The 25364-nt window shown below is 59.8% G+C and carries 20 protein-coding genes; 3 read left to right on the forward strand and 17 right to left on the reverse strand.

Annotated features, from left to right (window positions below):
- The 4 genes from acnB to P9250_RS32285 form a co-directional block, all read right to left on the reverse strand.
- On the reverse strand, positions 1 to 2586 hold the full coding sequence (gene acnB / locus P9250_RS32270) for a bifunctional aconitate hydratase 2/2-methylisocitrate dehydratase (RefSeq protein WP_310397548.1): 2586 nt from the start codon (positions 2584 to 2586) through the stop codon (positions 1 to 3).
- A 215-nt stretch (positions 2587 to 2801) separates the two neighbouring features.
- Entirely contained in the window at positions 2802 to 4142 is a 1341-nt protein-coding gene (locus tag P9250_RS32275; protein ID WP_310397549.1) for an MFS transporter, read from the reverse strand.
- A gap of 202 nt (positions 4143 to 4344) precedes the next feature.
- The gene (locus P9250_RS32280) at positions 4345 to 5214 is read right to left on the reverse strand and encodes an isocitrate lyase/PEP mutase family protein (RefSeq protein ID WP_310397550.1); all 870 of its coding nucleotides are present in this window, start codon (positions 5212 to 5214) and stop codon (positions 4345 to 4347) included.
- An 11-nt stretch (positions 5215 to 5225) separates the two neighbouring features.
- Positions 5226 to 6467, reverse strand: a complete 1242-nt coding sequence (locus P9250_RS32285; RefSeq protein ID WP_310397551.1) for an FAD-dependent monooxygenase — start codon at positions 6465 to 6467, stop codon at positions 5226 to 5228.
- Positions 6468 to 6649: 182 nt separating this feature from the next.
- Here P9250_RS32285 and P9250_RS32290 point away from each other — a divergent pair, with 182 nt between their 5' ends.
- Positions 6650 to 7504 carry a LysR substrate-binding domain-containing protein gene (locus P9250_RS32290; RefSeq protein WP_310397552.1) on the forward strand — a complete coding sequence of 285 codons (855 nt, stop codon included), beginning with the start codon at positions 6650 to 6652 and terminating at the stop codon, positions 7502 to 7504.
- Positions 7505 to 7531: 27 nt separating this feature from the next.
- Here P9250_RS32290 and P9250_RS32295 read toward each other — a convergent pair whose 3' ends face one another.
- The 9 genes from P9250_RS32295 to P9250_RS32335 form a co-directional block, all read right to left on the reverse strand.
- Positions 7532 to 8746 carry a porin gene (locus P9250_RS32295; protein ID WP_310397553.1) on the reverse strand — a complete coding sequence of 405 codons (1215 nt, stop codon included), beginning with the start codon at positions 8744 to 8746 and terminating at the stop codon, positions 7532 to 7534.
- 124 nt (positions 8747 to 8870) lie between these two features.
- A complete protein-coding gene (prpF, locus tag P9250_RS32300) occupies positions 8871 to 10061 on the reverse strand; it encodes a 2-methylaconitate cis-trans isomerase PrpF (protein WP_310397554.1) in 1191 nt (396 codons plus the stop codon).
- Between the two features lie 26 nt (positions 10062 to 10087).
- Positions 10088 to 10909 (reverse strand): class II aldolase/adducin family protein, encoded by an 822-nt coding sequence (locus P9250_RS32305; protein ID WP_310397555.1) that lies wholly within the window; start codon positions 10907 to 10909, stop codon positions 10088 to 10090.
- Between the two features lie 5 nt (positions 10910 to 10914).
- A complete protein-coding gene (locus P9250_RS32310; RefSeq protein WP_310397556.1) occupies positions 10915 to 11799 on the reverse strand; it encodes a VOC family protein in 885 nt (294 codons plus the stop codon).
- 18 nt (positions 11800 to 11817) lie between these two features.
- A complete protein-coding gene (locus P9250_RS32315) occupies positions 11818 to 12609 on the reverse strand; it encodes a substrate-binding domain-containing protein (protein WP_310397557.1) in 792 nt (263 codons plus the stop codon).
- A 61-nt stretch (positions 12610 to 12670) separates the two neighbouring features.
- Positions 12671 to 13360 (reverse strand): class II aldolase/adducin family protein, encoded by a 690-nt coding sequence (locus tag P9250_RS32320; RefSeq protein WP_310397558.1) that lies wholly within the window; start codon positions 13358 to 13360, stop codon positions 12671 to 12673.
- Between the two features lie 10 nt (positions 13361 to 13370).
- The gene (locus tag P9250_RS32325) at positions 13371 to 14168 is read right to left on the reverse strand and encodes an alpha/beta fold hydrolase (protein WP_310397559.1); all 798 of its coding nucleotides are present in this window, start codon (positions 14166 to 14168) and stop codon (positions 13371 to 13373) included.
- 31 nt (positions 14169 to 14199) lie between these two features.
- Positions 14200 to 15081: a fumarylacetoacetate hydrolase family protein gene (locus P9250_RS32330; protein WP_310397560.1), complete on the reverse strand. Its 882-nt coding sequence runs from the start codon at positions 15079 to 15081 to the stop codon at positions 14200 to 14202.
- 9 nt (positions 15082 to 15090) lie between these two features.
- Positions 15091 to 16362 (reverse strand): FAD-dependent monooxygenase, encoded by a 1272-nt coding sequence (locus P9250_RS32335; RefSeq protein ID WP_310397561.1) that lies wholly within the window; start codon positions 16360 to 16362, stop codon positions 15091 to 15093.
- 1147 nt (positions 16363 to 17509) lie between these two features.
- Between P9250_RS32335 and P9250_RS32340 the strand changes: the two genes are divergently transcribed.
- Together P9250_RS32340 and P9250_RS32695 are read left to right on the forward strand one after the other, a co-directional pair.
- Positions 17510 to 18361, forward strand: coding sequence for a LysR substrate-binding domain-containing protein (locus P9250_RS32340; protein ID WP_310397562.1), 852 nt, complete (start codon positions 17510 to 17512; stop codon positions 18359 to 18361).
- A 91-nt stretch (positions 18362 to 18452) separates the two neighbouring features.
- Positions 18453 to 18701: a DUF4148 domain-containing protein gene (locus P9250_RS32695; protein WP_409015000.1), complete on the forward strand. Its 249-nt coding sequence runs from the start codon at positions 18453 to 18455 to the stop codon at positions 18699 to 18701.
- A 1000-nt stretch (positions 18702 to 19701) separates the two neighbouring features.
- On the opposite strand, the gene P9250_RS32345 is transcribed toward P9250_RS32695, so the two are convergent.
- The 4 genes from P9250_RS32345 to P9250_RS32360 are packed head-to-tail and all read right to left on the reverse strand — an operon-like array spanning position 19702 to position 24977.
- On the reverse strand, positions 19702 to 19962 hold the full coding sequence (locus tag P9250_RS32345) for a hypothetical protein (RefSeq protein WP_310397563.1): 261 nt from the start codon (positions 19960 to 19962) through the stop codon (positions 19702 to 19704).
- Between the two features lie 35 nt (positions 19963 to 19997).
- Entirely contained in the window at positions 19998 to 23066 is a 3069-nt protein-coding gene (gene mobF / locus P9250_RS32350) for a MobF family relaxase (RefSeq protein WP_310397564.1), read from the reverse strand.
- Positions 23066 to 24622 (reverse strand): type IV secretion system DNA-binding domain-containing protein, encoded by a 1557-nt coding sequence (locus P9250_RS32355; RefSeq protein ID WP_310397565.1) that lies wholly within the window; start codon positions 24620 to 24622, stop codon positions 23066 to 23068. Before P9250_RS32355 ends, mobF begins: the two co-directional genes overlap by 1 nt.
- A complete protein-coding gene (locus P9250_RS32360) occupies positions 24615 to 24977 on the reverse strand; it encodes a hypothetical protein (RefSeq protein WP_310397566.1) in 363 nt (120 codons plus the stop codon). Before P9250_RS32360 ends, P9250_RS32355 begins: the two co-directional genes overlap by 8 nt.
- Positions 24978 to 25364 lie beyond the last annotated feature (387 nt).

Here is a 25364-nt window from a genome sequence, read left to right on the forward strand (position 1 = left end):
TTAGCCAGTCACGGTATCAGCCACTTCCTTAAAATCTTCGATCTGATCGAAGTTCATGTACTGGTAGATCTTGTCGCCGTTTGCGGTGAGCACGCCCATGTCGGCCATGTACTCGTCCTTGGTCGGAATCTTGCCCAGACGCGAGCAGATTGCCGCCAGTTCCGCCGAACCGAGATACACGTTTGTGTTCTTGCCCAGACGGTTCGGGAAGTTACGCGTGGACGTGGACATGACCGTTGCGCCTTCGCGCACCTGCGCCTGATTGCCCATGCACAGCGAGCAGCCCGGCATTTCGGTACGCGCACCCGCCGTGCCGAACACGCCGTAGTGACCTTCTTCGGTCAGTTGCTTCTGATCCATCTTGGTCGGCGGCGCGACCCACAGCTTGACCGGAATATCGCGCTTGCCTTCCAGCAGTTTCGAGGCCGCGCGGAAGTGACCGATGTTTGTCATGCACGAACCAATGAACACTTCGTCGATCTTCGCACCCGCCACGTCCGTCAGCGTCTTCACGTCGTCCGGATCGTTCGGGCAGGCGACGATCGGCTCATGCACATCGGCCAGATCGATTTCGATCACGGCGGCGTACTCGGCGTCTGCGTCCGGTGCGAGCAATTGCGGGTCGGCGAGCCATTGTTCCATCGCCTTGATCCGGCGTTGCAGGCTGCGCGGATCCTGATAACCCTGCGCGATCATCCACTTCAGCAGCGTGATATTGCTGTTGAGATATTCGATGATCGGTTCCTTGTTCAGATGCACCGTGCAACCGGCAGCCGAACGTTCCGCGGAGGCATCCGACAACTCGAACGCCTGCTCGACCTTCAGATCCGGCAGCCCTTCGATTTCGAGAATGCGGCCCGAGAAAATATTCTTCTTGCCTTGCTTGGCGACCGTCAGCATGCCCTGCTTGATGGCGTACAGCGGAATGGCATTGACCAGGTCGCGCAGCGTGACGCCCGGCTGCATCTTGCCCTTGAAGCGCACCAGCACCGATTCCGGCATATCCAGCGGCATCGTGCCGGTTGCAGCGGCGAACGCCACCAGACCCGAACCCGCCGGGAAGCTGATGCCGATCGGGAAACGCGTATGCGAGTCGCCGCCCGTACCGACGGTATCCGGCAGCAGCATGCGGTTCAGCCACGAGTGGATCACGCCATCGCCCGGACGCAGCGCAATGCCGCCGCGCGTGCTGATGAAGTTCGGCAGTGTCTGATGCGTCTTCACGTCCACCGGCTTCGGATACGCGGCGGTGTGGCAGAACGACTGCATCACCAGGTCCGCAGAGAAGCCAAGGCAAGCGAGGTCTTTCAGTTCGTCGCGGGTCATCGGGCCGGTGGTGTCCTGCGAGCCGACCGACGTCATCTTCGGTTCGCAATAGGTGCCCGGACGCACGCCTTCACCTTCCGGCAGACCGCATGCACGACCCACCATCTTCTGCGCCAGCGAGAAGCCCTTGCTGTTCGCCGCCGGTTGCTGCGGCAGACGGAACAAGGTCGATGCCGGCAGACCCAGCGCTTCACGCGCCTTCGCCGTAAGACCACGACCGATGATGAGCGGAATACGGCCGCCGGCGCGGACTTCATCGAACAGCACGTCGGACTTGACCTGGAATTCGGCGATCACTTCGCCGTTCTTCAGCGCCTTGCCTTCGTAAGGACGCAGTTCGACCACATCGCCCATTTCCATCTTCGATACATCGAGTTCGATGGGCAGCGCGCCCGCGTCTTCCATGGTGTTGTAGAAAATCGGCGCGATCTTGCTGCCGAGGCACACGCCGCCAAAGCGCTTGTTCGGGATGAACGGAATGTCTTCGCCCGTGAACCACAGCACCGAGTTGGTGGCCGATTTGCGCGAGGAGCCGGTGCCGACCACGTCGCCCACGTAGGCGACCAGATGGCCCTTCTCTTTCAGCGATTCGATGAACTTCACCGGGCCGCGCTTGCCGTCTTCTTCCGGCGTGATGCCGGGACGCGCGTTCTTCAGCATGGCCAGCGCGTGCAGCGGAATATCCGGGCGCGTGGTGGCGTCGGGGGCCGGCGAGAGGTCGTCGGTATTGGTTTCGCCCGTCACCTTGAACACGGTGATGGTCAGGCTTTGCGGCACTTCCGGACGGCTCGTGAACCATTCGGCCTCGGCCCAGCTTTGCAGCACGGCGCGCGCGTGGGCGTTGCCCTTGTCGGCCAGTTCCTTGACGTCGTGGAACTGATCGAACATCAGCAGGGTTTTCTTCAGCGCGTCGGCCGCGACGGGCGCCACTTCCGCGTCCGACAGCAGTTCGATCAGCGGCTGGATGTTGTAGCCGCCGAGCATGGTGCCGAGCAATTCGGCAGCGCGCGCACGCGAGATCAGCGCGCATGCCGTCTCGCCCTTGGCGACAGCCGCGAGGAAACCGGCCTTGACGCGCGCGGCGTCGTCCACGCCTGCGGGCACGCGGTTGGTGATGAAATCGACGAGCGTCTGTTCTTCGCCTGCGGGCGGGTTGGTAAGCAATTCCACCAGTTCGGCGGTTTGCTGAGCCGTGAGCGGGAGCGGGGGAACGCCGAAAGCGGCGCGTGCGGCGACGTGATTACGATAGTTTTCAAGCATGAGCACCTGCTGTTTTCTACGTTTTGACGGAGAGCTGTTGATGGACGCGGGGATGGCTTCCCGCGCTGCTTCGGACGCAATTTTACGCGCGATGCAGTTTCACGGCAGAGGTCTTGTATCTTATGTCTTATATAAGACACCCCGGATGACGATATTCGGAACCGGCATCGTCAACCGATCCGTCCCCGCATAAGGCATTTCGCAGCGGTAAATCGTTACGCGCCCTCGACCTCTTCGAGCGTCTTCTGACGCGAGTCCACCTTCACCGTCAGTACGAGAATGACGGCGGCGGCGACGAGCGGCATCGTAAAGTAATAGATGATTTGATGGATGACGGTGCCGAACGTGAGGAAGAGGCCCAGAATGTACGGCCCCGAAATCGAGCCGAGACGGGCCGCCGCAATCACCAGCCCCGACGCGAGCGCGCGGCATTTGGTCGGGAAGAGTTCGGACGTCAACGTGTAGAAGATCGGCACCACGCCGCCCGAGAAGAACTGATAGCCCACGTCGCAGCCGATGATGACTTCGATCGGCCACTTGTATTCGAACGACAGGCCGAAGCCGAAGAAGCACAGCGCGCTGACGCCGGAGAGCAGCAGCATCGCCCATTTGCGGGGCATCTTGTCCTGAAGCCACATGCCGAAAATCTGGCCGAGAGGCGTGACGGCCAGCACGATCATCGTGAACGTGAAGCTCTTCGTGAGCGTGAAGCCCTGACGCACGAAAATCGACGGCAGCCAGGTGCCGAATCCGACCACCTGAATGTTGTTCGCAAGCTGAAACAGACCCAGCACGACGATCGCGAGCGCCGACAACTTCAGCGCCGAGAACTGCTCGCCGATCTTTGGCCTGACTTCGGCGCGCGCTTCTGGTGCGACCAGTTCGATGTGACCGTAACCGGCATCGGCGGCGATCTTGTTGGCGATTCTGGCCGCCTCTTCCGTGCGTCCCTGTTGAAGCAGAAAGCGAATCGACTCGGGAATGTAGCGTCGCACGTAGACGATCATCAGCGCAGGCGTCACGCCGATCCAGAACAGCGCGCGCCATCCGAACGCGGGTACGACGAACGTGGCGACGACCGCGCACACGAACCATCCGAACGAATAGCCGATAGCGCCCGAGCCGACGAAAATATGCCGCAGCCGCTTCGGCGAATATTCGGCGAGCAGCGAGAACGCTACCGGAAATTCAGCGGCAATGCCGAGACCCGTGATGAAACGCGCCATCAACAGCACGCCGTAAGTCGGCGCAATCGCGCTCAGCAGCGTGCCGAACGCATAGGCGAACAGCGCCCATTGAAAGATCGGGCGTCGTCCGATGCGATCCGCCAGTGGCGCAAACAACAACGCGCCGAGCAACAAGCCGATATTCGTTACCGACCCGATGAGCCCCGCCTGCGCGGGCGTGATGCCGAATTCCCTGATGACGAGCGGCAACGCAAACGACGTCGTCTGAAAGTCGAAACCATCGAGCATTTGCGCCAGCACGCAACCGAGCAGCAGCGTCCATAGGAAACCCGTCATGGGGCAACTGTCGAGGAATTCCGTATAGGTCATCCTCTTGACTCCCGCCAATGTCGACGATGGCGCCGACCGCGCAACTTCCGCACCGGCGCCCGCGATATCCGTCCGACCTTGGGCCATGTCTGCCATTTCCGTCTCCTTGAGGTCTTCGCCTGAACGAAGCACCGTTTTCATGCTGGGTTACAACGGAATCGACCTTCCGTTTTTATATAGTCGATGCAGCGAGGCGAAGGCCTCAGGCGTAGCGTCGTTCGAGTTCGTCCCACGCGGGTTTGCCGACGAGCCGCTGACGCTCCGCGAACGGCGCGACAAGTCCGCCGGATTCGAACAGTTGCTTCTCGTCGCGTAGCGTCGTCAGCGCCTTTTGCATGCCGAGTACGGCACCCTGAAGCGCGGCGTTGGCATAAAGCACGATGCCGTAACCAAGTTCGCCCAGCTGATTGGCGCTGAAAATAGGCGTTTTTCCGCCGATGACCATGTTCATCAACTGAGGCTTCGACAAGCGCGAAGGCAACGCGCGCACTTCCTCAGGCTTCGTCACCGCTTCGACGAACAGGATGTCCGCGCCCGCTTCGGCGAACTGTTGCGCGCGTTCGATGGCCGCTTCGAAGCCGTGCGTCGCGGCGGCATCCGTGCGCGCCAGAATGAGCAGACTCGGATCGTGGCGCGCATCGACGGCCGCGCGAATCTTGCTTACAGCTTCTTCGGTCGAGATCACGTCCTTGCCGGAAAAATGGCCGCAGCGCTTGGGCGCGACCTGATCTTCGAACTGGATGCAATCCGCGCCCGCACGTTCGAGCGTGCGCACGGTATGCGCGACATTGAGCGCATTGCCGAAGCCTGTGTCTGCATCGACGATGAGCGGCAACGAGACGGCATCGCGAATACGTGCCGTGTGGTCCGCGATATCCGCAAGACCCATGAAACCTTGATCCGGCATGCCGAAGTGCATGTTCGTCACGCCTGCGCCCGTGACGTAGATCGCCTCGTAACCAAGGTCTTCGATCACGCGCGCCGACAGTGCGTTGAAAGCGCCCGGCACGATCACGCCACGGCGCGCATCGACCAGCGCTTTGAGTGTTCGACGGCTCGAAACATTAACCATGCTCATTCCTTTTATGCGACGGCGGCGGGTGCATCGGCATACGTTTCTGCCACAACGGGCGTCTTGTTCCAGTCCGTGATGGGATCGAAGCCGTAAAGCCAGTCGTTCGTGCCGTGCACGCTGCCCTTGCCCGATACGATCGCTTCTTTCTGCGCCTGACTGTCCTTCATGTGCTTGAAGCGCATGTTCGCCAGCGACAGACGTTGCACGCCATGCACGCGCGGAATGCGCACGCGGCGGAAGTTCGCGAAGGCTTCTGCGGGGTCGTCGTTAGCCTTGAGCCAGCGGCCCAGGATGTACGCATCTTCGAACGCCTGGCCTGCGCCTTGGCCTGCGTTCGGCACCATCGCGTGCGCTGCATCGCCGATTAGTTGAATGCGTCCACATCCCCAGTTATCCGTAATGGGTCGTGCAAACAGGCCCCATTTCATGCACTTCGTCACGAGACCCAGCAGTTCTTTCAAACGCGGCTCAGGGTTGTAGAAGCTCGCGCGCATCTCATCCGGATCGCCCGTCTTGTTCCAGCTTTCCTCGACCCACGCATCGGTGTCCTGCTGCGTGACGATGTTCACCATCTTCTTCTCGCGGATGTAATACGCCCGCACATGCGCGCCCGGACCGATCCATTCCGTCTGTCCAGTCGGCTCCAAAATCCAGTCCGGCACGATGCTCGCATCGAGCAACGCGCGCCACGCCATTTGACCTGTGTAGCTCGGATTGTCGTCGCCATAGAGCGCCTGACGCAGCACCGACTTCACACCGTCCGCGCCGATCACATATTCGGCTTCCACACGCGTGCCGTTCTCAAATACGAGTTCGACGGCATCGCTGCGTTCATTGACCCATGCAAGCCGATGACCCAAGTGAATATGCGATTGATTCAGCCCTGCGGCGAGTGCATCGAGCAGATCGGCGCGATGAAACGAGTAGTACGGTGCGCCCCATTTCTCCGCCAGCTTGAAGCGATCGCGAAACTCGAGAAAGTCCCCCGACTGCATGTTGCGCGTGTATTCGCCCGGCGAACGATGCCCCACTGCATCGATACGCCCTTTCGCGCCCAAACCCCACAGCGCCTTGACCGCTTGCGGGCTGCAACTTACTGCCGCGCCAATCTCGCCGAGCGCGGGCGCGGCTTCGAACATTTGCGCTTCGATTCCAAACGTATGCAACGCGTTGAGCGTCGCGGCACCGGCGAGTCCTCCGCCGACAATCGCAATCCGGCACTTCATCACCATGCGTGTCTCCTGATTCATTATCTGCAGGCTGCATGCAATGCTTTCTTCATGCAGCCGTTCAAGTCAAACTCACTATACGTGAGCGCCTTTAGTGCCAACAACTCAACAATTCGCTAGAATGCATTAGCGTTGCTTATAAGATTTTTTCTCTAAGAAAACGCCTTCCGCGCAACGAATTCAGCTCCTTCGGAACCTTGGAAATGGCGGTCACAGTCAATCTCGACATGGAACTGTTGCGCACATTCGTGGCTATCGTCGAGCGCGAATCGTTCGCGGCGGCGGCGGAATCGGTGCATCGGACGCAATCGGCCGTTACGCAACAGATGCAAAGGCTCGAAACGCAATTAGGGAAGACGCTATTTCTTAAAAGCGGACGTGCCAAACGAGTGACTAGCGACGGTCTCAAGCTGCTGGAATATTCGCGGCGGATGCTCGCGCTGAACGACGAAGCCTGCGCGGCCATCATGGGGTCAGTGTTGACGGGCGAGGTGCGTATCGGCGCGCCGGAAGACGTCGCCGACTCCATGCTTCCCAATCTCCTGCAACGCTTTTCGAAGGCGTTTCCAAGCCTGCGCATGACAATACATGTCGGACGCAGCCCCTTTCTTATGCAGGCGATGAAACGCGGCGAGATCGACATGACCATCTCGCCGCGCGAATATCCGGAGCATCGACGCATCAACTTGCGTACGTCGCCGACCGTATGGATCTGCGCGGCGGATTATCACTACGACCGCAGCCTGCCGCTCGATCTCATCATCGCGGACGAGCCAAGTCTCTTTCGCCGCATTGCGCTCGAGCATCTGGAGCGCGCGAAAACGCCGTGGCGCGTGAGCTATGTTTCGCCGACGCTTCCCGGCATTCGCGCGGCAGTGCGCGCGGGACTCGGTGTAACGGCTCGTTCGGTCGAGATGATGGGAGCGGACTTCCGCGTGCTCGGTGAAGCGGACGGATTGCCGCGCCTGCCTGACGTTTCCTACAACCTGTATCTGGCTTTGTCGCCGAGTACGCCGGCACGCCGCCTGTTCGACTCGCTCGGCACGCTGCGCCTATAACGGTGCGGTCTTCCGCTTCGATCGCGATCAAAAGCGATGAATGATGCCCGCGATTCCCACGAACTGACTCTGCGATGACGACGGCGTGCTGTTCGCGCCATCGCCGACATTCGCCGTCGCGTCGATGATGCCGCCCACGCCGTTAGCATTGAGCGTGTACGTCTTGCCGCTTGCGCGCTGATAGCCTTCGACCATGTAAAGGCCGGTGCGCTTGGAGAGGCTGTAGTACTGCATCAGGTTGAACTGGCTGTAATGCGCCGCGCTCGTAATGCCGTTCGCTTCCGTGGCGCGCGTGTACGCATAGCCCGCCGCGAGATCCCATTCGATACGCGGCTTCCAGTGCAGCACGACGCCGCCGGTGTTGAAGATCGCTTCATCGCGGAAGCCCGAATTCACGCCCGGAATGTATTGCACGTTGGAATACGCCAGCGAAATATCGAACGCAGGCGAGAACTGCCAGCCGCCCGTCACTGCCACGCGCTGCTGCGCCTGTGCATTGCGATAGCCATACGTCAGCGCCGACACGCCCGGCTCCGCGCCGCCGCTGCTCGCCGTCGAGTCCGCGCCCCACGCGCCGCCGCCGAGCGTCGAATTATTGATGCGCAGGAACGCAGCCGCGATCCCGAACGGTCCGCTGATGTATTGCGCGCCCGCGCTCCACGTCGAGCCGCGATTGAACGAGCCTGCCACGCCGCCCAGCGCGTAATAGCCGCTCACCGTGAGACCGTGGAACGATGGCGAGACGTACAGAATCGAGTTGTTCGCGCGGTAGCTTGAGTCCATAGAGTCGATATCGCCCGGATGCGCGCCCCCATAACCGGTCAGCCAGTTGATCGGGCTATACGGTACGAGCAACGTGTAATAGGACGTGTACTGGCGGCCCACCGTCAAAGTCCCGTATGCCGCATTCGTCAGCCCAACAAACGACCGGCGTCCGAACATGCCGTTGGTCGGCACTGCGGCGCCGGTTCCGGAGTTGAAGCTTGATTCCAGCGTGAAGATCGCCTGCGTGCCACCGCCCAGGTCTTCCTTTCCGGTCAGGCCGAAGCGGCTGCCTTGCCAAACGCCGTTGCTCATCTTGACGACCGAGTGTCCTCCGGAAGTCGCGCCGAGAGAGGCGGAATTGCTCATATACTCGAAGCCCGTGTCGATCAGCCCGTACAAGGTGACGCTGGTCTGCGCCGATGCGATATTTGCTGCGAATCCGGTCAGTATCGCGATGGCCAATGTTTTCTTTCTCATCTGTCTCTCTCCATCAAAGTATGGTCACTGTCTTTCTAGTTCGCTTCGTTTTCCTAACGAAGGTTCTCAATAAATTTTTTTTTTCTGGCCCGTTCATGCGAACGGAGCGTTAATCCCCCTGCAATCAGAAGCTATCGCCCGGCACGCGCACGAAACCTTCCATCAGGATGCGCGCGCTGCGGCTCATCAGCGCTTTCGTGACGCTCCACTGTCCGTTCACGCGCTCGGTCTGAGCACCCACACGCAAGGTTCCCGAAGGATGCCCGAAGCGCACCGCTTCATGCACTCCGCCTCCCGCCGCGAGGTTCACAAGCGTGCCGGGTATGGCCGCCGCGGTCGCGATGGCAACCGATGCGGTTCCCATCATCGCGTGATGCAGCTTGCCCATCGACAGCGCACGCACGAGCAGATCGAAGTCGCTGGCATGAATCGGCTTCCCGCTCGACGCCGAGTAATCCGCAGCCGGCGCGACAAACGCGATCTTCGGCGTGTGCTGGCGCCTGGCCGCTTCCCCGGGCGTCTTGATCAGGCCCATGCGCAACGCGCCGGCCACGCGGATGGCTTCGAACTGCGCAAGGCGTTCCGCATCGCCGTTGATGTCGTCCTGAAGTTCCGTGCCCTTCAGTCCGATGCCGGCGGCGTTGACGAAGATAGCCGGAATGCCCGAGTTGATCATCGTCGCCTTGAGCGTGCCTAAGCCGGGCACGTCGAGGTCATCGACGATATTACCGGTAGGAAACATCGCGCCGCCGTCCTCGCCTTCATCGGCGGGGTCCATGAATTCAAGCACGATTTCCGCAGCGGGAAAGGTGACGCCGTCGAGTTCGAAGCCGCCCGTTTCCTGCACCAGACCGCCGCTCACCGGCACATGCGCGATGATCGTCTTGCCGATATTCGCCTGCCAGATGCGCACGATGCACGTGCCGTCCTGCGGGATGCGCGCAGAGTCGACGAAGCCCGCATGCAAGGCGAACGCCCCGACCGCCGCCGACAAATTGCCGCAGTTGCCGGACCAGTCGACGAAAGCGGCATCGATGGAGACCTGGCCGAAGAGGTAGTCGACGTCATGATCCGCGCGCGCGCTCTTCGCGAGAATCACGCACTTGCTTGTGCTGGACGTAGCGCCGCCCATGCCGTCGATCTGCTTGCCGTAAGGGTCCGGGCTGCCCACCACGCGCAGCATGAAGCGGTCGCGTGCCTCGCCTGCCTGCTGGCACGACGCGGGCAAGTCCTGCAAGCGGAAGAAAGTTCCCTTGCTCGTGCCGCCGCGCATGTACGTGGCGGGCACTCTGATCTGTGATGCAGTTGTCGTCATGATTCGACCTGTACTCAATGCTCTCGTTATTGCTCTGGATGTTGCTCTTCTGCGCCATGCAAATGCGACAGATAGTTCTGCCACGGCCGGTCGCTATCGAAGTTTTCCTTCGCGTTGACGGCGAGTTCGGGACCGTCAATCGGCGTGATGTGCGGATTCAACTGCATGCCTGCGAACTGCGCTTTTGCGTCGATATGAATGTAGAGCGCACGCACGGTCGCCTCGCGCACCGACTTGCCGACCACGGTCTCGCCATGGCGCGCCATCAGCACGGCCGGGTTCTTGCCGAGCTTAGTTGCCAGCGCATCGCCAAGCTTCGCGTTGGTAACTTGCACGCCGCGCTTGGTCGCGTCGGGCGGGTAGGCATCGCGCACTTCGAACAGCGGCGTCTCGGCCGGCAGGAAGCCCGCCTGCGCGACCACGGGCTCCAGTGGCACATTGGCGATACCGAACGGAATCACGGCGAGATCATGCGAATGAATCACCGACTGAAGCTCAGGATTCGCCGCATAAACCCGGCAATGAATGAAGCGTTCGCCATTCAGCCGTGGCGCATTCGGCGCGACCGCGCTGCAGTTCTTCGAAATATCGACCTCGACGATATCCGCGCGCGTTACGAGCGCGGGCGCCATTGCACGCGGCATGAACATGTGATCCGGGTTCTTTACTGAACGCGTGCTGACATGCCCGAAGCTGTCGAGAATGCCTTCATTTGCAAGGATATGGCTCGCGGTCACGACGTCCGCGATACGCGCTTCGTCGGGGTCTTGCGCTTGTGTTTGCGTCTGCGCATAGCCATGCCTTGCAAATAGTATCAGCGCGACGCTTACGAAAAGACGATTCTTCATGCCATTCATGCCGCGGTTGGTCCGTAAGGAAACGTATCGCACGACGCGCTCAATGCTTCCATGTCGCGCGTGAAAATGCCCCACTGGTCGTTGCGTCCGTCAGGAAATTTCCATGTATCTGGCGTGCCCGTTACATAGTCGTCGTCCACGCGCATGATTTCCGCCGTATATTCGATGCACGCGCCGAACGGCCCGACGAAATACGCGAACACATTGTCACCCGGACCATGACGGCCCGGACCCCAAACCGTGCCGCAGCCCGCATCTTTCAGGCGTCCCATGCCGCGCAGCACGGCATCCGTATCCTTCATTTCGAACGCGATGTGATTAAGCGTAGGCTGCTTCGAATCCGCGTACGCGATTACGTGATGCAGGTCGTCGCAACGCAAAAAGGTCATGAAACGCGTGCTGTCGCTCACCTTGAAACCGAAGACATCGGTGAACATGCGCGTTGCTGCTGCGCGATCCCGCGTATTGAACACGACATGCGCAACGCGAATCGGATTCGCGCGTTCGGTCGGCAACGGCTCGGGCGGGGGTTCCGCTTCGGCGACGAAACGGAACGGCTCGCCTTCAAGGCCGGCCGCGTAGAAGCCCGCGCCGCCGCCGGGTTCATCGAATGCATGGATCCACGGACCATGCCGAAGGCCAGCCTGGTTGACGCGTTCGTACACCGCCTCGACTTCTTCGCGCGTGCCGGCGATGGTGGCGGACAGAATCGCCCGGGCCGGTCCTTCCGTGATGGACACCGCGTAGTGCTGCGCCGCCGTGCCGCGAAGGAACGTCGTGTTTCCTCGCGTGCCGACTTCCGTCATGCCCCACGGATTCTTAAGAAATTCGACGGCCGTCGCGCGATCCGGCATCTGTAGTTCAACGCTGCGCAAATGCATAGTGTGTCTCCGAAAGAATTAGTGTGCGGCCGGGTTGACATCGATAATCATGGCCGCCGGTGGCTTCGTGCAAGACGTGCCTCCCATTGCGCCTTCGACGCATTGCAGACCGCTTTGTTCGATTGCGGGTGCTGCATCGGCGGAACTCAGTAATTGAACCACGGATTGCGCCAGCTCGATATGGCGGCTCCACGCCGGCACGCCCGCCGCCACCCAGACGTTCGCCTGCAACTCGTCCGGAATGGGCGTGATATGCGCTATGCCCGGCACCGGCCGCAGTTCGCTGATCTGCTGAAAGGCGATATCGGCATCGCCGCGTGCGACCACTGCGCCCGTGCGTTCCCCGTTTCCGACAAACCGGCTCTTTGGTAAGCATTGCTCAGCAATACCCAACCGCTGATACAAGCGCGTGGTGAGGTACTTTCCGCTCTCGCTCGCGGAGTACGCGATTACGCGCGCCCCAAGGAACGTTCGCCGGAGCGCTTCGACGCTGTGCGCGGCAGGCGGCGGCTCGCCATCGCGCACGGCGATCGCCACCGACGACTTCGCGATGACCGCGCGCGTATCCGCAATGATGTAGCCCTTCTCGATGAAGTGCTGCATATTCGGCTCCGCGACGATCACGAGGTCCACCGTCTCGAAGCGCGCCAGCCGGTTGGGAATCGATGTTTCGCCCGTGCCGATGGATGTCGTCAACGTGACGACCTTCTTTCCCGTGAGCTTTTCGAGCATCGGGATCATCGCGAGATAGGCAGCGGTAAAAACCCCGGACGTCATCACGCGGAAAGCTTCTTCGCTATCGACCGTCATTTAGTACTCCTTATTGTAATGAGTGTTGCTCCGGCTTTCGATGAAACCGGCGCAGGCAATATCAGGCGTTGCGGACTTGCTCGTCCTCGTCTTCGGCTTCGACCAGCGCCCACACGCGGCGGAACGGCCCGCGCGTGCGGATCAGTTCGGCGCCCGCATCAGCGGCCGTTTCATCGTCGATCCATTGCGGCGTGCCGAGCGTCGCGCTGATACAGGCGCGATGCGCGTTTTCTTCGAACAAGAACGCACTCGCCACCGCCTCTTCGACGCTCGCTCCTGTAATCGTTGCACCGTGCGCGCACATCAGCACCGCGCGATGCGAACCGAGCGCTTGCGCCAGCGTTGCGCCGCGCTTGCGATCGCTCACGAGACGCGGATCGTGATAGACCGGAATGCCGTCGTGGAACAGCGTGCCCATCAGATGAATCGGTCGCAGCAACTGACCGCTTGTGGTGAACGACGTCGAATACATGCCGTGATAGTGGATGACCGAGTTCACGTCCGGACGCGCGCTTAGCACTTCCAGATGAATCGGAAATTCGCCGGGCGGATCGCCCGCGCCTTCGAGCTTGTTGCCTTCGAAGTCCATTACAACGAAGTCCTCGGGCTTAGCGTTCATGCCCAGCGAATGCCGCGTAATCATGAAGCGGTCGTCCGGCAAGCGCGCGCTGATATGCCCGAATCCTTCGATGAAGCCGCGGCGATAAAGAAATCGCCACGCCTTCAACGTCTTGGTCATGAGTTCGTCCATCGTCCTTTCCTCACGCACGCGCGGCGAGCCATTGCAGCAGCACGCGATTGAACTGCTCGGGCTGTTCGACATTGGGCACATGCTTCGCGCCCTCGAATTCTTCGTAGCTTCCGCTCTGGAAAAGGCTTGCGATATGACGGCTTTCGGCGGGCGTCGCGCGCGGATCCTGCGTGCCGCACGCGACCAGGACGGGCGTGCCGACCGTGCCGAGACGCTTTGTGAAATCGAAGTTGCCGATGGCACTCGCGCAGCCGGTGTAACCCGTCGGCGTGCAGCCGGCAACGGTGTCGCGAATCTGCTTCCAGCGAACCGGATGCGCCTGCTTATAGCCCTCCGTCAGCCAGCGCTGCATCGTGCGATCCGCGATAGGTTCGAGCGAGTTCGCGCGCGTGATCGACTCGATCATCGGGCCCCAGAACGTCGCGGCATCGGGCGGCGATTCGGATTGCGTGTCGCAAAGCATCAGCGACGTCAGGCGTGGCGCATGACGCAGTCCGAGCGACTGCCCGATCATCCCGCCGATGGATAACCCTACGAAATGCGCACGTTCGATGCGCAGTGCATCGAGCACGTCGATGACATCGTCGGCAAGTAGATCGATGGTGTAGGGCGCGGGCGTCGCCGTGCTGCCGCCATGGCCCCGCAGATCGGTGCGCAGCACGCGGTAGCCTGCGGCTAGCAGCGCCGGAACCTGTTCGGCCCACAAACCGAGATCGGCGGCGAGCGAGTGCGAGAACACGACGACTTCACCGGTTTCAGGCCCGACGATGTCATAGCTGATGATGCGTTGATTCAGCGGCAGAAGCATGAGTTATCCGTTACGTGTCGAGTTACGTTGATCACTTGCTGGCGGCGACGTTCAGCTCCATCGAGCCGATGCCTTCGATCGTGCCTTTCAGACAGTCGCCGTCGAATAATTGCGACACGCCCGCGGGCGTTCCGGTGGTGATGATCGTGCCGGGCTTGAGCGTCGTCACGCTCGAAAGAAAGCGGATGAGATCACGCACGCCGTTGATCATGTCCTTCGTGTGCGCCAGCATTACAGTGCGACCGTTTTGTTCGACCTCGATGCGCAAGTCTTGCGGCTCGGTGATCTCGTCACGCGTGACGAACCACGGCCCGATGCCGCAGAACGTATCGAAACCCTTGCGAATATTGCGCGTGTTATGACGGCGGCCCCACGGATCGCGAATGCTGATGTCCCAGCACATCGTGTAACCATATACGTAATCGAGCGCCTGCTCGGCCGTCACGTTCTTCGCCGTGCGGCCGATGACGACGGCCAGCTCGCATTCGAAGTCCACATGCTTGGCGATCTCCGGCAGGATCACGGTGCCGTTCGGCCCGACGATCGACGAAGACGGCTTGAGGAAGACTTCGGCCATCAGGTCATCGGCGGAAAACTGCGAGCGGTCATATGCGCCGACGCGATCCGTCATCTCGGCCTGATGCGAGCGATAGTTCGCGGCACCCGCCCAGATTGCAGGCGGATTTTCGATCGGCGCAAGCAGCTTCGCCTGAGCGAGCGGCACCGGCTGTCCGCGACGCGCGGCGGCGAGCCCATCGCGCGATGCAGGATGATTCGCGAGTGCATCGATCACGTCCGGCATGGTCGCGCCGGCTCTCACGGCGCCAGTCGTTGCGAGCGCATCGGCGAGCGGATAAATGTCATCGCCCTCGATCACTCCGGGCAGGCCTTCGTTATAGCGGCAGAGCTTCATCGTTTAATCTCAATGGGTGGTCAGGAGCGACGCGTTCGTGTCGGTGGTATTGGTGGCATCGGCATACGCTTCTGCCACAACGGGCGTCTTGTTCCAGTCCGTGATGGGATCGAAGCCGTAAAGCCAGTCGTTCGTGCCGTGCACGCTGCCCTTGCCCGATACGATCGCTTCTTTCTGCGCCTGACTGTCCTTCATGTGCTTGAAGCGCATGTTCGCCAGCGACAGACGTTGCACGCCATGCACGCGCGGAATGCGCACGCGGCGGAAGTTCGCGAAGGCTTCTGCGGGGTCGTCGTTAGCCTTGAGCCAGCGGCCCAGGATGTACGCATCTTCGAACGCCTGGCCTGCGCCTTGGCCTGCGTTCGGCACCATCGCGTGCGCTGCATCGCCGATTAGTTGAATGCGTCCACATCCCCAGTTATCCGTAATGGGTCGTGCAAACAGGCCCCATTTCATGCACTTCGTCACGAGACCCAGCAGTTCTTTCAAACGCGGCTCAGGGTTGTAGAAGCTCGCGCGCATCTCATCCGGATCGCCCGTCTTGTTCCAGCTTTCCTCGACCCACGCATCGGTGTCCTGCTGCGTGACGATGTTCACCATCTTCTTCTCGCGGATGTAATACGCCCGCACATGCGCGCCCGGACCGATCCATTCCGTCTGTCCAGTCGGCTCCAAAATCCAGTCCGGCACGATGCTCGCATCGAGCAACGCGCGCCACGCCATTTGACCTGTGTAGCTCGGATTGTCGTCGCCATAGAGCGCCTGACGCAGCACCGACTTCACACCGTCCGCGCCGATCACATATTCGGCTTCCACACGCGTGCCGTTCTCAAATACGAGTTCGACGGCATCGCTGCGTTCATTGACCCATGCAAGCCGATGACCCAAGTGAATATGCGATTGATTCAGCCCTGCGGCGAGTGCATCGAGCAGATCGGCGCGATGAAACGAGTAGTACGGTGCGCCCCATTTCTCCGCCAGCTTGAAGCGATCGCGAAACTCGAGAAAGTCCCCCGACTGCATGTTGCGCGTGTATTCGCCCGGCGAACGATGCCCCACTGCATCGATACGCCCTTTCGCGCCCAAACCCCACAGCGCCTTGACCGCTTGCGGGCTGCAACTTACTGCCGCGCCAATCTCGCCGAGCGCGGGCGCGGCTTCGAACACTTGCGCTTCGATTCCAAACGTATGCAACGCGTTGAGCGTCGCGGCACCGGCGAGTCCTCCGCCGACAATCGCAATCCGGCACTTCATCACCATGCGTGTCTCCTGATTCATCATCTGCAGGCTGCATGCAACGCTTTCTTCATGCAGCCGTTCAAGTCAAACCGACTATAAGGCAGGCTCTCGCGCCTAAACAATCCAGCAATTCGTGAAAATGCATTAGCGTGACTTATGCATTCTTGGATTGCGTCGGCGACATGTCGGCGAGCCATTCAATTGCGGAGAATTTAGCGCTCCGCTTATATCGTTAACCCGTGGTGCGCTTGCGGCGGTGCTTATTCAACGTCGACGATTGTTTAAAGGTATTGCAATTTTGAAACGCGACGCCGTCTCTCCTGAGCAGCGAGCGTTCTGACGCGGCTACAGCGCAGACGGAAAATCGCTCAAGCCCTAGAAAGAATCAACGTTTCGAACCCTTAGCGTTGCGCCAGGATGATCAAAGCGAAGTCTATCTTTTCGGGCAGATAGACTTATCTAAATACGTTCGTATTCCGAAGTTCATGACGGGAGCTAACTTCTCTAATGAATCGCCCAAAGAATCAGTACTTGCTGCAACGCATGAGTCGGTTTTTAAGCTGCGTTGCAGGGGTATCCCATCAAAACTTCGCGTCTTCTTGGACATACGCCTAGACGCACATAAATACTCTAAGGTTCGCGCACCGGCAAACATGTCCGTCAATAAGTGCGCGGAGCGGATTTAGCACCCCATGGCACTGGCGCGCGGCCTGACCGCCGAGAGCACGTGCGATACACGTGATACGCAATCGTTCGCCATGGGAAGCACTTCGACCGGTATAGCAAGGAGTCGCCTCTCGGCACGACCGATAGGAGTACTTTTCGGTCATAGTCGCGATAACGCCGTAGTCGACGACTGGTGGCGTCAGTACCTGAATGTGGCCGATTTCTGCAATCTGCAGAGAGTATCTGCTGCCTTGGCAAGGATTTAGTCGTGTGCAACTTAGATCAGAATGCCACCGGCAGAACTGTGAGACAACAAAATGGCCGCGGGCCCTGAACTCAGCTTCAGCGGCTCTCGTGCGACCGCAGGGCCTCTCCATGCGCCGCGATCCAATCCGCAAATCTCCTGCAGCGCCCGCCCGTCAGATGCATTAGCATGTCTTATGAGTCCAGAAACGTTCTGGTACGCAACAGTCGGCGCACCGGCTGACTATCGAAAAGAGTCCAACAGGGGGAGACCGGATTAATGAGCCTTTTGAATCTCGACTTGGAGTTGCTGCGCACGTTCGTGGCGATCGTCGAGCGTGAGTCGTTTGCGGCAGCCGCCGACTCGGTACATCGGACGCAATCCGCTGTCACGCAGCAGATGCAGCGCCTGGAGACGCAACTGGAGAGGCCGCTATTTCTGAAACGAGGGCGCGAGAAGCGGCTGACCGAAGATGGGTTGAAATTGCTCGAGTATTCGCGCCGCTTGCTCGCACTTAACGACGAAGCTTGCTCGGCAATCGCCGGTGTGACTTTGACGGGAGAAGTCAAATTAGGCGCGCCCGCCGACGTCGCCGACTCCATGCTACCCAATCTACTGCAACGCTTCTCGAAGTCCTTCCCGAGCTTGCGCATGACGATCGACACTGGCCGCACCGCATTCCTAGTGCAAGCGATGAAGCGAGGCGAAATCGATATGACCATCTCTGCTCGACCGCATCCCGAGTTTAGACACTTGACGCTCCGCACATCTCCGACCGTGTGGATTTGCGCCGCCGATTATAACTACGACCGCTCGCAGCCGCTCGATCTCATCACGTCCGACGAGCCCAGCTTGTTCCGTACGATGGCGCTCGAGCATCTGGAACGCGCGGGCATCGCCTGGCGCATCCGCTACGTCGCACCGACCTTGCCGGGCATACGCGCCGCACTTCGCGCAGGTCTTGGCGTGACAGCCCGCTCCGTCGAAGTGATGGGTCCCGATTTTCGCGTGCTCGGCGCAACGGACGGATTACCGCGTCTTCCGGACGTCACTTACAGCCTGTATCTGGGGCTCTCGCCGAATCCCGCAGCGCGCCAGCTATTCGACTCCTTGGGCGCCATGCGGATCTGAGCATGCCAGCGGCCGCCCATCTGGGGAAAACGTATAATGGTTTGCGCTACTTGCCCATTCCTGCAAAACCCTTTCAGTAAGGTGTCAAGCTATGAAATCTACTATCGAAGTAACCGCTGCAGCTTTCGCTGTATGCGCATGCGCTGTCGCGCACGCGCAAGCGAGCCAGCCTATCACTCGTGCGCAAGTCCGCTCCGAAGTGGTCAGGCTGGTGCGAGAGGGCTATGAGCCAAATCGCGACGACTATCCGGAAACGCTGCTCAGTGCGCAGCGGCAGCTCGCTAGACAGCGCGACTCAAGTCCCGGCCAAGACCCTCGCGGAAATCTCAAGACGCGGTAATACGTTACTTACCGCTTTGCAAAGTCTTCATCGCCTTTTTACTAGTGACGTTTTGATGCTATGGGCGAGCATGGACGATCGGCTTGAGAAAGTCTTCTCGCGCCTCTGTTGCGACATCGCTTTGCTTCGCGGGACGACTCTACAGCGGGCTTCCGTCCAGCCTACCTGACAAACCCAAGCTCGCGGCGGAACGTACGCAGACCTCGATGGAAAATTGCGAGGTTCTCTGGGAACGGCGCGCTGCACGGAGCCCGGCTACGACACTGCGCGCGCGAATGGTTTGCGCTAATGGCCGCGACACCCGAAGTGAAGGCGCTGAGGTACTTTGAGCTGGGTCTGCTCAGGCAATCGGTCGGGCGGATTTACGCCATTATTAGAAGCACCCGCATCGACACAGCATATTGTGATGCCATCGGCGCAAGCACAGGTTCCTTATCGCGCAAGAACTGCGCAGCGGCGTGGCCTCAATCGTTAGCGATACGTCAATTGGCCGCGGTCGTTTGGACGGGTGCCGCTTACAAAGCAGCGCTCTGCGCGCTGGAAACACCTGCTGCGGTATCATGTCGATCCCGTCGAAAACGAGCTCAACGAGGCGCGGGTTAATACCCGCAACATTAAAATCGAGCTTCAATCCTGATCACCGCGGCGTCTGCTCCCTCAGAGGAAGACATGGGCGTAACGCTTGCTGCCGGAGCGTTACTGCCAGCGCCGACACTGTGCAGCCGCTCACCGAGAAGCACCCTACGCTCCTTACGCGACAAAATTTGATGTCGCACCGTTTCCACAAGAACCGTAATCCGGCGGTGTGATTGCTGCTGGAATATCCATCGCTTCTAATCGTTGTCTTTCCGGTTCGCGGAGGCAGTTAGGCCTCGCAAACGCCACTAGCAAGATAACTACTCTTATCGCGATAGACGCGTTTCAGTCGAAAACTGAAGGTCGGCAAAATCATCTGGCCGCGGACCGTCCCCTACAACTCAAACAGAAACTCGTTCGCGACCTACTTAAGCGGCGTGAGGCCAAGTTCACGACCGCGCTCGAGCTCGTACATGAGCTTCCGAAACCTCTCAACGCTTGGCCGCTTGCAGAGAATCCCATCGATGCCATACGGGTTCGTGTACCAGACGATCTCGTCGGCGTCATCGAACACGAAGTAGTGTTGATGAATCGTGATCGACCTACCGGCGAAAAGCGCATCGACGATCTGTTCAGGGGTCAAAGAGCTGCCGGGTTCGTCAATTCGAAGATCGGGAATTTTCATTCGGGGAACCTCCTGACGGTCAAACCGCGTTCGTTTCACTGACCGATACCCACCTCCGGACCAACCGCTGCTTTCTCTTTAGCTCGGATCTTTTGACCTTCAATCGGCGGACCGCTTTTTTCGTGCCCTTGCTCAATCCAGTGCTTGAGCTGATTGAGTTCAAGCGCAGCTGTCTTGGTCGCTTCTCGTAACACAGCGCTAGGCAACCGCGCACGGTTGTCGGTGAATATCTCTGCCTCGTATCTGGCGCGCGAGACTGCGACGTAGTAGACGTCTTTCGCCGTGGTGAGGGATCGCGTATCGAGGTTGATCAGCACCTTATCGCTCGTTAGACCTTGAGCACTGTGGACGGTCGAAGCGTAGGCGAGCGCTGCATACATGGCTCGCGTCGCATCGAGCTTGATGGACCGCCCATGCGACTCAACAACGATCTCCGTCTCTTGAACGTCCCGGACCGTCAGTCGATCACCATTCGCAAGATCCCGATCCTTGTCGTTGCGTGTGACTTTGATCTGATCGCCCACCGCCACCTCGATACGCTCGGGTCGATAGACGGATAGCTGCGTGGTCTGGGCTGGCGAGAACGTCAACACTGCGCTGTCCGGTGCGCGGACGGTGAGCCGATTTCCGGGTCCCGTGTCCAGCACCTCGTATTGCTCGCCGCGGCGCAGACCGATGGCGTAGTCGCGTTCCGGGATGATGACGGCGCCCTTCTCATAGTATTTGCTGTGTCGCCGCTCGGCTTGTGTTGTATCGAGCCGGTCGAGTAACGTGTACTCGCGACCGGTTCCCTTTAACCCTAGCGCCTGTTGTATTCCCTCGTTGATCGCCTTGCGACTCTGGTTCGTTCCGGTGATCACGAGCGTCTGTACGCGGTCTACCGGCAACAGGTCGACGTAGGTCTTTACGATCTGAGCATAGCGCTCGGCCGCTTCCTTTACTTCGTGGATCCGCGTCACGTGCGCGAGCGAGTCGGCAGTCTTGCCCACCGCAGCCAGCTCAACTGCCTTCAACAATTCCGGATCCTTCTGACGCTGGATCGTCCGGATCTCGGTCGCTTGCATCCCAGCTTTCAGGAGCTGTTCGAACGGCTTGCCCGCCTCGATCGCTTTCGTTTGCGCCGTGTCTCCCAGAAATACGACGCGCGCATGATGCGCCTCAACAATCTTCATCGTTTCGAGCATCTGACGAGCCGGGATGACGCCGGCCTCATCCACGAAGATGACCGTGCCGCTGTTGAGCTTCTTGTTTTTTGCCTTTAGAAACGACTGGAGCGTACGAGCCTCGATCCCCTCGGATTCGAGCGCCTTCTTCTGACTCCCGTAGGGCGCGAGCGCGACGACCGAGAAACCCTGCTGCTCAAGCAGCTCTTTCGCCGCCTTGGTCATGAAGCTTTTCCCGACACCTGCGAAGCCGGGCACCGCCGTGAATCGATTAGTCGAATCCGCGATGCGCGCAACCGCCCGCGCCTGCTCGACGTTCAGCCCTGCGCGCTCTACCGTCTGGGTGCGTGTCGCCAGATAAGCATCAATCTGCTGTGCCGTGATGCGCGAGGTGACCGCCCCGCGCCCCGCCGACTCGAGTGCCAAGATGTCGCGCTCGCGCCGCTGAGCGATGTGCGTCGTGTAGCGCGCCCCTAGTCTCTCCAGTCGTCCTTGCGCAATGCCGGCGTCGACCAGCGCCCGCGCCTGTTCGCGGGTCCGTCGCCCCCGGGTGCCTTCACCCTCGCTCTGGTCACCCATCAACTGAGCGATCCATTTCTCGCGTGACATCGCGGGTCCCGTCGTCCCAGTCGACGCCGTCTTATCGTCTGCACGCTCGGCCGGATTCAGCGATCGATAGAGGGCCTCCTCTCGGATGAGATGTCCGCTGCGTTGCGCGCGGTCGATCGCGGCGCGAATGTCGGTCGCACTCAGCCGCCCGTAGCCGTGCCTGAGCGCGACCGCAAGTAGCTGTTCGCGCGTGACGATCGCCTGTCGCTCAGTCAGACTCTGAATCGCGAATTTCACGGTTTGGTCGGCGTGAAAGACGAGCGGCTGGTCGATCTGTGGCGGTCGGCCGGATTGGCCGGATTCATCCGCAGGGACGTTGTGTAATCCATCACGGGGTTCATTGCCGGATTCATTGCCGGATTCATTGCCTGACTCTTTGCCTAATCGATCGCGCAATCCGCTGTCCGGTGGGCTAGCGGGGCCATCATTCCCCACTCCGGCCCATTCACGGCGATCGAAATCGATCCCGAGTTCTTTGGCGCGCGCAAGCCAGGACTCGCGCACGTCATCCCGATCGATGACGCTCTTCCGCTCGCGGGTTTGCATCGCAGCGAGATCGCGCTGCTCCGGGGTGGCGCTTTCGCGACTCAAGCCCCATTCAGCCAGCTTCGCGTCGATCTGGTTGCGCCTCGCGCTGAACTCGGTGATCTGGTGCTCTGTAAAATGCGCGAGATCGAAGGTGCCGTTGCGCTCGAACTTCAGTTTGAAGCCTTGCAACTCGAGCGCCTTCGCGAGCTCTGCCTTATAGACGTTCCCGAGGTGGCTCAACGAATTGACGATGCCGTCATTGACCAGCGCACGCCATTCGCCGTTCGCACGTTGGGTCATGTTGAGCACGAAAGCATGCGTGTGCAGATCCGGGTCCACTTCGCGCGAGGTCTCATGCCGGAAGGTTGCCGCGACCAGTTTATGGGTGTGCTCGACGCTCGTCTTACCGTCCAAGGTAGAGCGGGCTGCAGCCAGCATCTCGGCCTCGCGCAACGCAGCGGCCACCGCGCTGTCGTGCGCCGCAATGATCCGCGCGTCACCGTGTACGAGCGCCTGCAGCGAGACGCCCTTAGGGGCTGAGAACGTTAGGTCGTAACCCAGCCGCTCCTTTCGGGCCTCCGAGGGCTTGGTTCGGCGCAATTGCGTGCGCTCATTGATCCGGCCATTCAGCAATTCAGCAAAGCGGCTCTGCTCAACCGCTCCAGCCAGCCCAAGCGCCTCTGCCCCCTTCCCATGCCACTGCATGGCGCTGCCATCCTTCGCGTAATAATCGTCGGCGCTGTCGGCGTAGTAGCCCACGACCTTGCCGACGTTCTGGCGCTTGATCGTCGTGATGTTGAGCATCAGGCCGCCCCGAGAATTTCGCCATCGGGCGACACGATCCCGGGAACGCGGCGCTTGCGCGTGTAGGTCACCGATTCGGTTTTGAAGCGAGCGATGGGCAGATCGCCCGGAAAGGCGAGATACCCTTCGAGGTTCGGAAGCCGCATCAATTCGGACGCAAGCACGACCGACTCCGGCTTGATCTCCTCATTTTGGCTGTTGGTACCTAACCCGCCGAATGCGCGGCGGCTGCGTCCCGAGCGATGGCGCATGATTTCGTGTTGCCCGAGGGCGCGCGACATCTTCTCAGCCGTCTTCTCGCCCATGCGGCCGACACCCAGCGCCACCATCGTGCGATGGTTGCCGAGCATGGTCTCAGCGAGATTCTCGCCGTACACGTCCACCAGTTGGGTGTAGGTTTGATATCCGGACACGACCCGCAACCCCTTCTTCCGCCCCTTGGTCAGCGCGTCGCCCAGGGTGGGAAGGCGCGCCAGCGACTCCAGTTCGTCCAAATAGACCCAGAGCCGGCGATTCAGGTCGGCGCTCATCCCGAGCACGCTGCTGAAAATCGTGTCCGCAAAGCACGAGATCAGCGGAACGAGCGCCGCCCGCATATTTTCGTCCCAGGTGATGAACAGATTGCCTCCCTTAGGATCGGCGATCCAATCGCGCAATGAAAAGTCGCCATGCGGCATGTCAAGATGCGGTGGCAACTTGTTGGACAACACGAATCGCGCACTACCGGACGCGCGGCTGTTCCCCGTGAAAAGTGCCTGAGCATTGGTGCCCTCAACATAGGCTTCCAGTTCTTCAAGCGTCTTGCGATTCGTCCACTCGAATACCTCTTCCATCGTCGGATTGCGCGAGGTCGCATACACTTTTCGGGCGACCTCTGTGAATAGCAGCCGACCGTAGTCATTCCACTCTTCCGATTCGACGCTGCCCGATCGCTGGATGATCGACGCCGAATAGCGCTTGAAGTCAAATTCCGCGCGAATTTCATTGAAAAACGACCAGCCTTCCGATCTCGCGTCGTAGGGGTTTAAGACCTTGTCGCCATTGCGGTAAAAGGTCGAGAGAAACTCGCCGTCGGGATCCAGTACCACCATTCGATCACCACGCGCGAGCGCACCTAAAATCATCTCTCTGAAGATCGTTGATTTTCCCGTCCCTGTTGACCCTCCGATGGAAACATGAGTGTTTTCTGCCGCGAGAGGGATTGGTACGCCGGCGATCGTAATTTGATGCTTTCCCTTTTCCTGCGTCTTTCTCGCCAGTTCGTTTGCCGTGACGATTTCCGTTCCGCGAAAGAATTTTGAAAACGCCGCGCCTTTGAACGGTCCGTTCGCGGCTTTTGTAGCGATCACCAATCCAATAATCGCCACTACTTCGCCACCAATCAACGCAGCCCAAAGTGGAACCAGATGAAAGGTGTTCGAGATCAGATATGGAACAACGACCCGTGCATCCTGCGGCGTAAAACCGAAGACCGCCTTTGCCGTTACAAACCAGGCGAAAAGCGGAACGAACACTAATGCAGCCATGGCGGCCTGTCGCTTTTGAATATCATCCACGAGTGCTCTCCGAAGCAGGCTGCCATGAGCGAATGTCCAGGCGGTCGAGCTCAGCACGCGCGCCGCGCAACTTGTCGGGTGGTAGCGCCATTCTGAGTAAGATCAATATCTCCATCAGCATGTGAGAAGAAGGCTCGTTGTCATAGGAATCTGATCGACTTCGAGAATCACTCGACATCTTTGAGACGGAAAGCGTCAACTCGTCCAGTTGCGCAATCAGAGCCTGCCGCTGGTCCTGGGCTTCTCCAAATAGCGCGTGCTTGATGTAGTCCGATACGTTCCCTTCGTGTCGCGAAGATCGTTCCTCTAGCTCAATCTTCTGTGACTCGGAAACACGCAGGCTGATGGTGGGCATGAGGGCACTCCGGTAATACGCTTGTCCTACACCCTAATCCTTATGCGATAGCACGTTCAAGGGGTTGTGTAGGACCCCGGTTTTACAGCATGCTTTTGGTCGGTCGGCAAAGACTGCGCTGAATCAAGCACTTAGGCAATGCGAAGCATTGCGTATGGTGTATAGCCTTTAAGGGCCATGGCGAACCGCTGTTTTAAGGGGAAGTCGGGAATGTTTACAACCTATTCGCGCATCCAAATAACGTTCTTTCCTATCCTTCACGCATCGCGTGAAGGCATCTGCGTGAATGGGCCGAAAGAGGACACTTAGGAGACGCATCGATGACCAATCGAGGCTACAGCGAGGACTGAATAGCACGTTTCAAGAGACAACATGCTTGCGTCAAGT

The sequence above is a fragment of the Caballeronia sp. LP006 genome (genome assembly GCF_031450995.1).
Taxonomy (GTDB): Bacteria; Pseudomonadota; Gammaproteobacteria; order Burkholderiales; family Burkholderiaceae; genus Caballeronia.